This window comes from Caballeronia zhejiangensis (assembly GCF_000698575.1).
Taxonomy (GTDB): domain Bacteria; phylum Pseudomonadota; class Gammaproteobacteria; order Burkholderiales; family Burkholderiaceae; genus Caballeronia; species Caballeronia zhejiangensis.
The window spans coordinates 1-13,912 of sequence record NZ_JFHD01000011.1; the positions used below are offsets into that span (position 1 = coordinate 1).

At 63.1% G+C, this 13,912-nt stretch carries 15 protein-coding genes; 3 read left to right on the plus strand and 12 right to left on the minus strand.

Annotated elements, in window-relative coordinates; genetic code table 11:
- Both BG60_RS15880 and guaB read right to left on the minus strand, forming a co-directional pair.
- Positions 1 to 537 (minus strand): hypothetical protein (locus tag BG60_RS15880; protein WP_034471973.1); only part of this gene is annotated, 537 nt, incomplete at its 3' end.
- Positions 538 to 552: 15 nt separating this feature from the next.
- Positions 553 to 2,013: an IMP dehydrogenase gene (gene guaB, locus BG60_RS15885; RefSeq protein ID WP_008350049.1), complete on the minus strand. Its 1,461-nt coding sequence runs from the start codon at positions 2,011 to 2,013 to the stop codon at positions 553 to 555.
- A 212-nt stretch (positions 2,014 to 2,225) separates the two neighbouring features.
- Between guaB and BG60_RS15890 the strand changes: the two genes are divergently transcribed.
- On the plus strand, positions 2,226 to 3,185 hold the full coding sequence (locus tag BG60_RS15890; RefSeq protein WP_034471975.1) for a DMT family transporter: 960 nt from the start codon (positions 2,226 to 2,228) through the stop codon (positions 3,183 to 3,185).
- Positions 3,186 to 3,191: 6 nt separating this feature from the next.
- Here BG60_RS15890 and BG60_RS15895 read toward each other — a convergent pair whose 3' ends face one another.
- Complete coding sequence (locus tag BG60_RS15895; RefSeq protein ID WP_008350051.1) at positions 3,192 to 3,515, minus strand: RnfH family protein; 324 nt, start codon at positions 3,513 to 3,515, stop codon at positions 3,192 to 3,194.
- Positions 3,512 to 3,949 carry a type II toxin-antitoxin system RatA family toxin gene (locus BG60_RS15900; protein WP_008350053.1) on the minus strand — a complete coding sequence of 146 codons (438 nt, stop codon included), beginning with the start codon at positions 3,947 to 3,949 and terminating at the stop codon, positions 3,512 to 3,514. The genes BG60_RS15895 and BG60_RS15900 overlap by 4 nt, the downstream gene beginning before the upstream one ends.
- Before the next feature lie 119 nt (positions 3,950 to 4,068).
- On the opposite strand from BG60_RS15900, the gene smpB reads away from it, so the two are divergent.
- On the plus strand, positions 4,069 to 4,518 hold the full coding sequence (smpB, locus tag BG60_RS15905) for an SsrA-binding protein SmpB (RefSeq protein WP_008350055.1): 450 nt from the start codon (positions 4,069 to 4,071) through the stop codon (positions 4,516 to 4,518).
- A 44-nt stretch (positions 4,519 to 4,562) separates the two neighbouring features.
- Here the strand turns inward: smpB and BG60_RS15910 are convergent, their stop codons facing one another.
- The 3 genes from BG60_RS15910 to ppsA form a co-directional block, all read right to left on the minus strand.
- Complete coding sequence (locus BG60_RS15910; protein ID WP_008350056.1) at positions 4,563 to 5,489, minus strand: SPFH domain-containing protein; 927 nt, start codon at positions 5,487 to 5,489, stop codon at positions 4,563 to 4,565.
- Between the two features lie 25 nt (positions 5,490 to 5,514).
- Positions 5,515 to 5,946: an NfeD family protein gene (locus BG60_RS15915; protein WP_008350058.1), complete on the minus strand. Its 432-nt coding sequence runs from the start codon at positions 5,944 to 5,946 to the stop codon at positions 5,515 to 5,517.
- A gap of 96 nt (positions 5,947 to 6,042) precedes the next feature.
- Positions 6,043 to 8,460 (minus strand): phosphoenolpyruvate synthase, encoded by a 2,418-nt coding sequence (gene ppsA / locus BG60_RS15920; RefSeq protein ID WP_033537249.1) that lies wholly within the window; start codon positions 8,458 to 8,460, stop codon positions 6,043 to 6,045.
- A gap of 504 nt (positions 8,461 to 8,964) precedes the next feature.
- Here ppsA and ppsR point away from each other — a divergent pair.
- Entirely contained in the window at positions 8,965 to 9,783 is an 819-nt protein-coding gene (gene ppsR / locus BG60_RS15925) for a posphoenolpyruvate synthetase regulatory kinase/phosphorylase PpsR (RefSeq protein WP_008350062.1), read from the plus strand.
- A 6-nt stretch (positions 9,784 to 9,789) separates the two neighbouring features.
- Here the strand turns inward: ppsR and BG60_RS15930 are convergent, their stop codons facing one another.
- The 5 genes from BG60_RS15930 to fabZ all read right to left on the minus strand — a co-directional run bounded on the left by BG60_RS15930 (position 9,790) and on the right by fabZ (position 13,777).
- On the minus strand, positions 9,790 to 10,566 hold the full coding sequence (locus BG60_RS15930) for a TrmH family RNA methyltransferase (RefSeq protein ID WP_008350064.1): 777 nt from the start codon (positions 10,564 to 10,566) through the stop codon (positions 9,790 to 9,792).
- A 17-nt stretch (positions 10,567 to 10,583) separates the two neighbouring features.
- Positions 10,584 to 11,288, minus strand: coding sequence for a ribonuclease HII (rnhB, locus tag BG60_RS15935; protein ID WP_008350066.1), 705 nt, complete (start codon positions 11,286 to 11,288; stop codon positions 10,584 to 10,586).
- Positions 11,288 to 12,454, minus strand: a complete 1,167-nt coding sequence (gene lpxB, locus BG60_RS15940; protein WP_008350067.1) for a lipid-A-disaccharide synthase — start codon at positions 12,452 to 12,454, stop codon at positions 11,288 to 11,290. Before lpxB ends, rnhB begins: the two co-directional genes overlap by 1 nt.
- An 11-nt stretch (positions 12,455 to 12,465) precedes the next feature.
- A complete protein-coding gene (gene lpxA / locus BG60_RS15945) occupies positions 12,466 to 13,254 on the minus strand; it encodes an acyl-ACP--UDP-N-acetylglucosamine O-acyltransferase (protein ID WP_008350069.1) in 789 nt (262 codons plus the stop codon).
- Between the two features lie 64 nt (positions 13,255 to 13,318).
- A complete protein-coding gene (gene fabZ, locus BG60_RS15950) occupies positions 13,319 to 13,777 on the minus strand; it encodes a 3-hydroxyacyl-ACP dehydratase FabZ (protein WP_008350071.1) in 459 nt (152 codons plus the stop codon).
- Positions 13,778 to 13,912: the final 135 nt, after the last annotated feature.

Here is a 13,912-nt window from a genome sequence, read left to right on the forward strand (position 1 = left end):
GGGACGCGCCGCGAGATCGACCGATTCGGCGCGCGCCGACGATGCCGCGTTGCTCGCGGAAAACTCGTCACGCTTTTGCGCCGCCTTCTTTTCCGCGCGCTGCGCCGATACCGCGCCGGCCGCCGCCGCGCGCTCGCGCCGACGCACCGCCGACGACAGTCTCACGCTGCCCAGACCGAGCACCAGCAGCACGGCGCCCACGACGGCCGCGCTGATCTGCCCGAAGCCATCGATCTGAGGCGAATGCAGTCCGAGCAGCCAGACCAGCACCACCACCCCCGACAGCCACTGCACGTGTCCCGACACGCGCGCGGCGCGAGCCGTCAACGCGCCATCGACGGCTGCGTGAAACGCAAGCCACGACAGCCCGATGAGCGCGATACCGAGCAACTGCCCGGCGAAGGCCGGCTGAACGCGGATCGAATCCAGTTGCAGCGCGCCGTACAGGCCCGCCCACGGCGTCAGCAGAAACAACAGGCCGAACGCCAGAAAAATCAGGGCATTGATGACGAGCACGACCCGCAGCAACGGTTTCATGATCAGTCCGCTCGATTAGTCGACGTGATAGTTGGGCGCTTCCTTCGTGATCTGCACGTCATGCACATGCGATTCGCGCATGCCGGCCGCCGTGATCTGAACGAATTCCGCCTTCTCGTGCAGTTCGGAAATCGTGCGGCAACCGCAGTAGCCCATGCTCGCGCGCACGCCGCCGACGATCTGGAACAGGATCGCGTTGACCGAGCCCTTGTAGGCCACACGGCCTTCGATACCTTCCGGCACGAGCTTGTCGATGTTCGCCGAGTTGTCCTGGAAGTAGCGGTCCGCCGCGCCGTCCTTCATCGCGCCGACCGAACCCATGCCGCGGTACGACTTGTACTGGCGGCCCTGATACAGGAACACGTCGCCCGGCGATTCTTCGGTGCCCGCGAGCATGCTGCCCATCATGACGACGTTCGCGCCCGCCGCGAGCGCCTTCGACACGTCGCCCGAGAAGCGCACGCCGCCGTCCGCGATGACCGGCACGCCGGTGCCGCGCAGTGCTTCGGAAACATTCGCGATCGCCGTGATCTGCGGCACGCCGACGCCCGCCACGATCCGCGTCGTGCAGATCGAGCCCGGGCCGATACCGACCTTCACCGCGTCCGCGCCGTACTCGACGAGCGACTTGGCTGCCGCCGCCGTCGCGATATTGCCGCCGATGACCTGCACGTGCGGATAATTCTGCTTGACCCAGCGCACGCGCTCCAGCACGCCCTGGCTATGGCCGTGCGCGGTATCGACGACGATCACGTCGACGCCCGCCTGCGCGAGCAGCTCGACGCGCTCTTCATTGTCCGGACCGACGCCCACGGCCGCGCCCACACGCAGCTTGCCGTCTTCGTCCTTGCAGGCGTCCGGGTTTTCGGTCTGCTTGGTGATGTCCTTCACCGTCATCAGGCCGCGCAGCTCGAACGCGTCGTTCACCACGAGCACGCGCTCCAGGCGATGGCTGTGCATCAGCGCCTTCGCCTCGGCGAGCGACGTGCCTTCCTTGACCGTCACGAGGCGTTCGCGCGGCGTCATGATGTTGCGCACCGGCTCATCGAGCCGTTCTTCGAAGCGCAGGTCGCGATTGGTGACGATGCCGATCAGTTGCGCGCCTTCGACCACCGGGAAACCCGAAATGCCGTGCTGCTGCGTCAGCGCGATGACGTCGCGCACGCGCATTTGCGGCGGAATCGTGATCGGATCGCGCACGACGCCCGATTCGAAGCGCTTCACTTTCGCGACTTCGCGGGCCTGTTCCTTGGCGGTGAGATTCTTGTGGACGATGCCGATGCCGCCCATCTGCGCCATCGCGATGGCGAGCCGGCCTTCGGTGACCGTGTCCATGGCGGCGGACACGAGAGGCATGTTCAGGGAAATATTGCGAGTCAGCTGGGATTTCAGGCTGGTGTCGCGCGGGAGAACGCTGGAGAAGGCGGGCACGAGGAGCACGTCATCGAACGTGAGTGCTTTCTGGATCAGACGCATGGCAAATCCTATGGGCGCAAAAGCAGATTATACCGATAGTTCCCTGCATTTTCACTGCCCGAACAGCAGCTTAGCCCATTCGGACGCAAATTCCGGACCGCTTTCGCCCGTCTGCCGGGCGCCCGCGTTGTTGCAGTTTTAGACAAGACGGCCGCCCGGGGCCACATGCTACGCTTCGCGCCGTCAGTTGAAATTTCGGCAGGAGTCGGACGATGCAGCGCGGTGTGATGTACGGAATGGCGGCGGGAGCGATCTGGGGTTTCATCTTTCTCGCGCCACGGCTCTTGCCGGATTTTTCGCCGCTGACGCTCTCCGTCGGGCGCTATCTGATGTACGGCGCGGTTTCGCTCGCCGTGGCGCTGCCGTTCGCCCGGCGCCTCGCGGCCAAGCTCACGCGCGCCGATTTCATCGCGCTCGCGAAGCTCGCGCTGGTCGGCAACCTGCTGTACTACATGCTGCTCGCGAGCGCGGTGCAGCTCGTGGGCGTCGCGCCTTCGTCGCTGATCGTCGGCATTCTCCCCGTGACCGTCACGCTCGCCGGACGGCGGGATCGCGGCGCGGTCGACCTGAAAAGGCTCATCGGGCCGCTCCTGCTCGTGCTGGCGGGCATCGCGTGCATCAATCTCGATGTATTCAGCGACGCCGATCACGCGACGAGCGTGCTCACGCGCCTCGCCGGACTCGGATGCGCGCTCGGGGCGCTCGCTTCTTGGACGTGGTACGCGGTCGTCAACGCGCGGTATCTGCAATCGAATCGCCATTTCGACGGCAACGAGTGGTCCATCCTGTGGGGCATCGTGACGGGTCTGCTCGGCGTCGCGCTCGGCGCGATCGTCTGGATGCTGCCCGCGGGCACGGTGCAGGCGAGCGTGCCCGCCTCGCGCTGGCATCTGTTCTGGATCGTTTCTTTTGCGCTGGCCACCGGCGGCTCGTGGCTCGGCAACATGCTGTGGAACGCGGCAGCGAAGCGCCTGCCGCTCACGCTGTCAGGGCAGATGATCGTGTTCGAGACGCTCTTCGCCCTGCTCTACGCCTTCGTCTACGACGGCCGCTGGCCGCGCTCGCCCGAAGTGCTCGCGATCGTGCTGCTGCTCGCCGGCGTAATCTGGTCGGTCAGGCAGCACACGCTGGAGCCGGCGCCCGCCGCGGCGAAAGAAGCGCCCGCGCATTGAATTCGTTCAGCGCGAATCCTTCGACTGCCACTTGCGCCCTTCGATCGATCCCGCCTTGCGCGCCTTGTCCACGCGGCGCTGGCGCGCGGCCTTCGGATCCACCTTCAGCGGCCGATAAATCTCGACGCGGTCGAAGTCGGCGAGCGCCGCGTCGAGCGGCTTCGGCTTGCCGAACACGCCGACCTTCTGCGTCGTCAGATCGATGTCGCGATGCGCGAGCAGCACGCCGCTTGCGTCGATCGCATCGCGCACCGTCGCGCCCTCGGGCAGGTCGACGCGCTTCAGGAACGCGCCATCGGGCAGGCCGTAGCAGACATCGATATGCATCATGGCTTGCCGTAGCGCTGGTCCGCGCGCTTCACGAAGGAATCGACGAACGTGTTGGCGATATGGCTGAACACCGGCCCGATGATCTTCTCCAGAATCACGTTCGAGAATTCGTAGTGCAGCGCGAATTCGATCTTGCAGGCGTCCGCGCGCAGCGGCGTAAAGTGCCAATATCCGGTGAATTTCTTGAAAGGGCCGCTCAGGAACTCCATATCGATATTGGTCGGACGCTTTTGCACATTGCGCGTCGCGAAATGCTGCTTGATGCCCTTGAAGCTGATGTCGATCTTCGCTTCCATGCCGTTCTCGTCGTGGCGGCCGATTTCGACGCCGCCGCACCAAGGCAGGAAATTGGGGTAGTCGGCGACATCGGTGACGAGGTCGAACATTTCTTCCGCTGAATGGCGGATCAATACGGTTTTCTGGACGTCTGCCATATAGGGCGCAGCGGTGGCTGAATTGGGCGGCAACGCGCAAGAGAACGAGGCATCGGATCGAACGCATGCCGGCGCGCTGCTAAAATCAGGATTTTAAACGAGTTGGGCACTTTCCATTCATGAGCATCATCGACAACAGAAAAGCCTTCTTCGATTACTTCGTCGAAGAGCGCTACGAGGCCGGTCTCGTGCTCGAGGGCTGGGAAGTCAAGGCGCTTCGCGCCGGGCGCGCGCAGATCAAGGAAGGCTACGTCGTGATCAAGAACGGCGAGCTCTTTCTGATCGGCACGCATATCAGCCCGCTGCCCGAAGCATCGAAATTCGCTAACCTCGATCCGGTGCGCACGCGCAAGCTGCTCCTCCACCGCGAACAGATCGACAAGCTCATCGGCAAGGTCGAGCAGCGCGGGCACACGCTCGTGCCGCTCAACTTCCACTACAAGGATGGCCGCGTGAAATGTGAAATCGGCCTCGCGAAGGGCAAGAAGTTGCACGACAAACGCGAGACCGAAAAGAAGCGCGACTGGGAACGCGAACGCGGGCGTCTGATGCGAACCGCCTCGCGTTAAACCGTGAAACGAATCGGGGGCGCTTTTTAGCGCCCCCGATTGCTTCAGCTCTTCCTGATTATGCCGCTGCCCTCGCCTTTCACGATCGACAACGCGGACGCGATCATCGTGCTCATGTCGGACATGTTGCCCGGCACGATCAGCGTGTTGCCCTGCTTCGCGAGATTGCCGAACGCGCCGACATACTGCTCCGCAACCTTCAGATTCACCGCTTCCATGCCGCCCGCTGTCTGAATTGCAGTGCCGATCTTCTCGATGGCTTGCGCGTTCGCTTCCGCCACCGCGAGAATCGCGGCGGCTTCGCCCTGCGCCTGATTGATCGCCGCCTGCCGTTCGCCTTCCGACTTCTGGATCGCGGCCTCGCGCGCGCCCGATGCCAGATTGATCTGCTCCTGCTTGCGCCCTTCGGACGCGGCGATCAGCGCGCGCTTCTCGCGCTCGGCGGTGATCTGCGCCTGCATCGCGTGAAGGATTTCCTTCGGCGGCGTGAGATCCTTGATTTCATAGCGCAGCACTTTCACGCCCCAGTTCGACGCGGCTTCGTCGAGCGCATTCACGATGCTCTGGTTGATGAAGTCGCGCTCCTCGAACGTCTTGTCGAGCTCCAGCTTGCCGATGACCGAACGCAACGTCGTCTGCGACAGTTGCGTGATCGCGAACACGAAGTTGCTCGATCCGTACGAAGCCTTCATCGCATCCGTGACCTGGAAGTACAGCACGCCATCGACTTGAAGCTGCGTGTTGTCGCGCGTGATACAGACTTGGCTCGGCACTTCGAGCGGAATCTCCTTCAGCATGTGCTTGTAGGCGATGCGATCGATGAACGGCAGCACGATGTTGAGGCCCGGCGTAAGCGTCGCGTGATAGCGGCCGAGGCGTTCCATGATCCATGCGTGTTGCTGAGGGACGATCTTGACCGTTTTCGACACGATGACGATCGCGATGACGAGCACGATGAGCGCAAAGTACATTGACATTATTTTTCTCCTTATAGGACTACCGTTTGGCCGCGACGATCAGGCGATTGCCGTCGAGCGCCGTGATGCGATAAAGCCGTGCGCCCTCCGTTTCGCCCGGTGCGAGCTCGACATCCCACTGCGCGCCGCGATACATTGCGCGCGCGTGGCCGTGATGCCATTGATCGACTTCCAGGGTCGCGCCGATATCGAGATTCACGGCCGCATCGCGCGAGGCGTCGTCACGCCGCTTCCAGCTGACGAAGCGCGAGCGCCGCAGCACCGCCACCGCGATCAGCGCGATGACCGCGGCCGCGCCCATCTGTACGTGCGGCAACGCGCCGAGCACATGAGCGACGCCGCCCGCGATCATCCCGAGCGCGATCATGAGCAGATAGAACGTTCCGGTAAACAATTCCGCGACGATCAGCGCGCCCGCAGCGACCCACCAGATCAACCCGCCCGTTTCCATCATCGGTCTCCAAACGAAAACACCCCGGAAAAGTCCGGGGTGTTTTTATATCACGCTGCACCAATCCGAAAGCAAGTGGAAAGGTGTGACATCGACTTATTTTGACAAGGTCTTCGCGAGCTGCTGCCACGTATCGATGATCGTGTCCGGATTAAGCGACATCGACTCGATGCCCTGCTTCGCGAGCCACTCGGCGAGATCAGGGTGGTCCGACGGGCCCTGACCGCAAATGCCGACGTACTTGTTCAGCTTCAGGCACGTCTCGATCGCGCGCTTCAGCATGAACTGCACCGCTTCGTCGCGCTCGTCGAAGTCCGCCGCGAGCAACTCCATGCCCGAGTCGCGATCGAGGCCCAGCGTCAACTGCGTCAGGTCGTTCGAACCGATCGAGAAGCCGTCGAAGCGCTCCAGGAACTGCTCGGCGAGAATCGCGTTGGACGGCACTTCGCACATCATCACGAGCTTCAGGTCGTTCTTGCCGCGTTCGAGACCGAACTTCTTCAGCAGCTCGACCACGCGATCCGCCTGCTTCAGCGTACGCACGAACGGCACCATGATCTGCACGTTGTCCAGGCCCATTTCCTCGCGGACCTTCTTCAGCGCGATGCATTCCATGTGGAACGCCTCGGCGAAGTCTTCCGCGATATAGCGCGACGCGCCACGGAAACCGAGCATCGGATTTTCTTCATCCGGCTCGTAGCGCGAACCGCCGATCAGCTTCTTGTACTCGTTCGACTTGAAGTCCGACAGACGCACGATGACGGGCTTCGGATAGAACGCCGCTGCAATCGTGGCGATGCCTTCGGTCAGCTTGTCGACGTAGAACGCCTTCGGCGATGCATGGCCGCGCGCGACGCTTTCAACCGCCTTCTTCAGATCGGCATCGACGTTCGGGTACTCCAGAATCGCCTTCGGATGCACGCCGATGTTGTTGTTGATGATGAACTCGAGTCGCGCCAGGCCGACGCCCGCGTTCGGCAACTGCGCGAAGTCGAACGCGAGTTGCGGATTGCCGACGTTCATCATGATCTTGACCGGGATCTTCGGCAGTTCGCCGCGCTGCACTTCGGTCACTTCGGTTTCGAGCAGGCCGTCGTAGATCTTGCCTTCGTCGCCTTCCGCGCACGACACCGTGACGAGCGCGCCGTCCTTCAGGATGTCCGTTGCGTCGCCGCAGCCGACGACCGCCGGCACGCCCAGCTCACGCGCGATGATCGCCGCGTGGCACGTACGGCCGCCGCGATTGGTCACGATGGCCGATGCGCGCTTCATCACCGGTTCCCAGTTAGGGTCCGTCATGTCGGCGACGAGCACGTCGCCCGGCTGCACGCGTTCCATTTCCGACGGATCGTGAATCACGCGCACGGGGCCCGCGCCGATCTTCTGGCCGATCGCGCGGCCGGTCGCCAGCACGTTCGACTGCCCCTTCAGCTTGAAGCGCATTTCGGCCTTGCCCGACGCCTGGCTCTTCACCGTCTCCGGGCGCGCCTGGAGGATGAACAGCTTGCCGTCGCGGCCGTCCTTGCCCCACTCGATGTCCATCGGACGCTGATAGTGCTTCTCGATGATGACCGCGTACTTCGCGAGCTCGATCACGTCTTCGTCGGTGATCGAGAAGCGGTTGCGCTGTTCGTGCGGCACGTCGACGGTCTTCACGCGGCCCGGCTCGCCCGGCTTCGTGAATTCCATCTTGATGAGCTTCGAGCCGATCGAGCGGCGGATGATCGGGTATTTGCCCTGTTCGAGCGTCGTTTTGAAGACGTGGAACTCGTCCGGATTCACCGCGCCTTGCACGACGGTTTCGCCCAGGCCGTAGCTCGACGTGATGAAGACGGTTTCCTTGAAGCCCGATTCGGTGTCGATGGTGAACATTACGCCGGCCGCGCCGACGTCGGAGCGCACCATGCGCTGCACGCCCGCCGACAACGCGACTTCCGCATGCGTGAAGCCCTTGTGGACGCGATAGGAAATGGCGCGGTCGTTATAAAGCGACGCAAACACGTGCTTCATGCGATCGAGCACGTCCTCGATGCCGACCACGTTCAGATAGCTTTCCTGCTGGCCCGCGAAGGATGCGTCCGGCAAGTCCTCGGCCGTCGCCGACGAGCGCACGGCAAACGAAAGCTCTTCGGGCGAGCTGGCTTGAAGGACTTCGAAACCGCGGCGGATTTCGTCTTCGAGGCGCGGCTGCATCGGCGCGTCGACGATCCACTGACGGATTTCCTTGCCGGCTTCGGCGAGCGCCTTGACGTCGTCGACATCGAGCGTCTCGAGACGATTGGCGATGCGGTCCGTCAGATTGTTGTGATGGAGGAAGTCGCGGAATGCGAGCGCAGTCGTGGCGAAGCCCGTCGGCACGCGAACGCCGGCTTCGGAAAGCTGGCTGATCATTTCGCCGAGCGACGCATTCTTGCCGCCGACGATTTCCACGTCGGTCATTCGCAACTGCTCGAATGGAACTACATACGCCTGATCCTTTGCGACATCTTTCGCAACATTGACTGCGTTAGTCATACAAGCCCCTAAGGTGGATGGAATTCACGATCGCACGAGTGGGCTCATATGCGAGCGCGCTCATTGGAAGCGCGCTCGCATCTCGTACAACCTGTTTGATAAACCTTCGGGGACACGCGCCCGCGAGAACCGGGGCACGTCAAAAAGAAGCGGGGTACGTCTGAAATCTGCTCGAAAACGTGGACTGACGTAACGAAATGCCACGAAACGACCGCGATTTGACGAAAATCCGATTCAATTTCTCCGCAATTGCTTATCGAACAGGTTGCCGCTATTCTACCTTGCCGTATTTCAAAATTGTTTCGGCCGGGCAGTCGTTCCACGGCAAAATCGAGGTCTTTAACGCCTGATCGTGGGCTCACCCACACCCCGGCGCTCACGCCCGGTTCACTGCCTGCCAGCGGTCAGCTACCTTAACACAGGTTTTTACGGCGTCCGTGCTTTCGCGCTAGCCACGGTTCAGCGTTTGAGCATCGTCGCCCCAACTCGTTCCCTCTTTCGCCGATGCCGCCTTCCGTATTCATCGTTTCCGACGGGACCGGGATCACTGCCGAAACCTTCGCGCATTCGATCCTCGCCCAGTTCGATCAAAAATTCCGGCTCGTGCGCGTGCCGTTCGTCGACTCGATCGACAAGGCCTACGCGACCGTCGAGAAGATCAACGAAGTCGTCGCGCTCGATGGCCGCCGGCCGATCGTGTTCACGACGCTCGTCGACAGCGCATCGAATGAAGTGGTCAAGGGCTGCAATGCGCTCGTGCTCGACATGTTCCAGACCTTCATCGAGCCGCTCGAGCACGAACTGGAAATGAAATCGACGCACGCGATGGGCCGCGTGCACCAGAACGCCGACACGGAGGAATACAAGAATCGCATCGAGGCGATCAATTTCTCGCTCGCCCACGACGACGGCCAGTCGAACCGCAATCTCGCCGACGCGGACGTCATTCTCGTCGGCGTATCGCGCAGCGGCAAAACGCCGACGAGCCTTTATCTCGCGATGCAGTACGGCGTGAAGGCGGCGAACTATCCGCTGATTCCCGAAGATTTCGAGCGGGGCAAGCTGCCGACGCCGCTGCTCGAGCATCGGACGAAGATGTTCGGTTTGTCGATCGATCCGCAGCGGCTGGCCGAGATCCGTAACGAACGCCGTCCGGGCAGCAAGTACGCCGCACTCGAAAACTGCCGCTACGAGATCAACGAGGCGGAAATGATGATGAAGCGCGAAGGCATCAAGTGGCTTTCGTCGACGCACAAGTCGATCGAGGAAATCGCCACGACGATCCTGCAGGAGGTCAAGCCGGAGCGGCCTTCCTACTATTGACGGCTGTCAGCGCTGCTGGCGGCACTGCTCGAAGAGACAGATCGCCGCCGCGGCCGCCACGTTAAGCGATTCCATGCCGCCCGGCTGCGGAATCGTCACGCGATGCGTCACCGCATCGCGCCAGATTTGCGACACGCCCGCGCCTTCGTTGCCGAACACCCAGGCGAGCGCGCCCGACAGGTCGCAATCGTAGAGCGCGACGGCACCGTGCGAATCGGTGATCGTCACGGGTGCGTCGAGTCGCGCGATGAGATCGGCCGGTTCGACGTCCTCGAAAATATCCAGCAGAAAATGCGCGCCCATGCCCGAGCGCAGCACTTTCGATGACCACGCGTATGCCGTGCCCGGCGCGCAGAATACGCGCGTGATGCCCGCCGCCGCCGCGCTGCGCAGAATCGAGCCGACATTGCCGGCGTCCTGAACGCCATCGAGAATCACGCAGGTTTGTGCGACGCGCGCGGGCAATTCTGCATCGATCTTTTCGACGAGCAATAGCATGCCCACGCCGTGAACGACGCTCGACAACTGCCCGAAAAGCGCATCCGGCAACACGACGACGCGCTTCTCTTCGATGCGCGCGACGATCTCGCGCGCTTCCTCGTGCGTGAGCGCGCCTTCGGTGACGACGCACGTTTCCGGCTGGCCCGCCGCGTCGAGATACGCTGACGCCAGATGCAGGCCTTCGAGCAGCGCGTGGCCGCTTCTGCGCTGCTGCGCCGTCGACCCGGCGAGCGCCTTCATGCGCTTGTAGAGCGGGTTGTCCCGCGAAGTGATGGATTTCACGTTGATTCGGTTGACGCTCAGAAGGCGAGCGCGTCGGGATCGTCTTCGATCGTCGATGCGACCTGAAGCACTTCGGGAGCGATCTCGGGCAACACCGAACCGAACACGAGCGCGTGCGCCTCGCGCACCGGCGCGAACGACCGCCGATGATGCTCGCACGGCCCATGTTCGCGCAGCGCCTTCAGATGCTGCGGCGTGCCGTAGCCGGAATGCGTGGCGAAGCCGTACATCGGAAAAAGTTCGTGCAGATCGACCAGCATGCGATCACGCGTGACCTTTGCGAGAATCGACGCCGCCGAGATCTGCTTGACGAGCGCATCGCCGCCGATCACGGCTTCGCTGCGGATGGACAAGGTCGGGCAGCGATTGCCATCGACTTTCACGAGCGTCGGCGCGACTGAGAGGCCTTCCACCGCGCGCTTCATCGCCAGCATGCTCGCATGCAGGATGTTGATGGTGTCGATTTCCTCGACGCTCGCCGACGCGATGCAGTACGCGAGCGCGCGATCGACGATCTTCTCGTACAGCTCTTCGCGCCTTTTGGCAGAGAGCGCCTTCGAATCGTCGAGGCCGTTGATGCGCGGCTTCGCCGGATCGAAGATGACCGCCGCCGCCACGACCGGACCGGCCAGCGGACCGCGCCCGGCCTCGTCGACGCCACAAACGACGTCGAACGGTGAGCTGAAATCGAGTCCGGCTTGCGCCGATCGTCTAGCGGCCATTACCGCGGCCTCCGCGTGTCGAGCACCCGCGCGACGGCCTCGGCCGCTTTCTGCGACGTATTCTGGCGCAGCGCGATGTGCATGTCGGTGAATATTTCCGTCAGGGTACGGCGGTTGGCGTCGTCGTTCAACTGTTTCAGCGTGGCGTCGGCGAGCGCTTCGGGCGTCGCGAAGTGCTGCAGGATTTCCGGCACGACGAAGCGGCCCGCCAGAATGTTCGGCAAGCCGACATACGGCAGATAACCCTGACGCTTCATGATCTGACCCGTCAGCCAAGGCACCTTGTACGAGATGACCATCGGCTTCTTGAGCAGCGCCGCTTCGAGCGTCACCGTGCCGCTTTTCACGAGGATCGCATCGGCGGCGGTCATCGCGCGCTGGGCGTTGCCGTCCGTGATCGTCAGCGACAGATGCGGATGCGCGTCCACGAGCGGCCGCAGCAGTTCGCGCAACGCCGGATTCGCCGCGGGCATCAGGAAGCGCACGTTGGGCTCGCGAAGCTGCATCAGTTCCATCGCGTCGAAGAAGGTCGGGCCGATCAGCGAAATCTCCGAGCGACGGCTGCCCGGCAGGACCGCGATCACCGGACCGCCTTCCGCGATGCCGAGTTCGCGGCGCGCGCCCGCGACGTCCGGCTCGAGCGGAATGTCATCGGCGAGCGGATGGCCGACGTAGCTCGCGGCGACGCCCGCCTTTTCCATCAGCGCCGTTTCGAACGGAAACACGCACAGCATGTGATCGACCGCTTTCACGATCTTCTTGATGCGGCCGCCGCGCCACGCCCAGATGGACGGACAGACGAAATGCACGGTCGGAATGCCCGCTTCGCGCAGCGGCTGCTCGAGGCCGAAGTTGAAATCGGGCGCGTCCACACCGATGAAAACCGACGGCGGCTCGGCAAGCAACTGACGCTTGATCTCGTTGCGGATGCCGAGAATCTCGGGAATGTGCTTCAGCGCTTCGACATAGCCGCGCACGGTCAGCTTGTCCATCGGCCAATGCGCTTCGAAGCCCTCGGCCGTCATGCGGGGACCGCCGATGCCGCTATAGCGCGTGCCTTCGGGCAGCGTGCGCCGCAGGCCTTTGAGCAGCGATGCCGCGAGCAGGTCGCCGGACGGCTCGCCCGCGACCATCGCGATGCGTGGCGGGTTGGTGATCAGGGTCATCGGACAGCGTGTCAGCGGATGATGCCGCGCTGCGACGCCGCGATGAAATCGGAGAATGCCTTGACGGGCGCATCGCCCTCGCCGCCTGCCGTGCTCAGCTCCTTCAGCTGCGCTTTCGCCTCTTCGAGCGACAGGCCGCTCTTGTAGACGATGCGATACGCGGAGCGCAGCGCCGAAATGGCGTCGGGCGTGAAGCCGCGGCGGCGGAGACCCTCGACGTTGATGCCGTGCGGCTCCGCCTTGTTGCCTGCCGCGATGACGAACGGCGGCACGTCCTGCACGAGCGCCGATGCGCCGCCCAGCATGGAATGCGCGCCGATGCGCACGAACTGATGCACGCCCGACATGCCGCCGACGATCGCGTGGTCTCCGACGATGACATGTCCCGCCAGTTGCGCGTTGCTCGACATGATGACGTTGTCGCCGAGCCGGCAGTCGTGACCGACGTGCACGTACGCCATGATCCAGCAGTCGCTGCCGATCGACGTGAGGCCCTGATCCTGCGCCGTGCCCGTGTGCAGCGTCGTGAATTCGCGGATGGTGTTGCGGTCGCCGATTTCGAGGCGCGTCGGCTCGCCCTTGTACTTCATGTCCTGCGGACGGCCGCCGATCGACGCGTAATGGCCGATGCGGTTATCGCGGCCGATCGTGGTGTGGCCCTCGATCACGCTGTGCGAGCCAATGGTCGTGCCCGCGCCGATCACGACGTGCGAACCGACGATCGCGTACGGCCCGACTTCGACGGACTCGTCGAGCTGAGCGCCCGGCTCGATGATCGCGGTTGGGTGAATCTTGCTCATGCGCTTTTCGCCTATGCTGTTCGTGCTGCTTGTTACGTTGAACGCGGTGTGAACGCGAAGGCGCTCAGGCGTCCGTGCTCTTGACGGTACACATGAGCTCGGCTTCGGCGGCGGTCACGCCGTCCACTTCGGCGCGCGCCTTGAACTTCCAGATGCCCCGCATGTACCGCTCGAACGTGACGTTGAGAACGAGCTGATCGCCCGGCTCCACCACGCGCTTGAAGCGCGCGCCGTCGATGCCGACGAAGTAATAGAGCGTGTTGGACGGATCGTGCGGCTCTTCCGCGAACGTCAGAAGCGCGGCCGTCTGCGCGAGCGCTTCGAGAATCAGCACGCCGGGCATCACCGGGCGCGTCGGGAAGTGGCCCTGGAAATACGGCTCGTTGATCGTCACGTTCTTGATCGCTTTGATGCTCTTGTGCGGCTCGAGTTCGAGCACGCGGTCCACGAGCAGGATCGGATAGCGATGCGGCAGCAGCGTGAGAATCTTGTGGATGTCGAGATTGATTTTTTCTGTGCTCATGGTCGTTCTGCTCACGCGCGCGTCGGGCGCGGAAATTTGGATGGCGGGCCGTATCGGACGCCCGCCCGGGATTGCCAGCTCGCTTCGGCGGCTTGAACCGGCCCGCTCTTGCTTGTGGTTCGTTCTTCGTTCGAA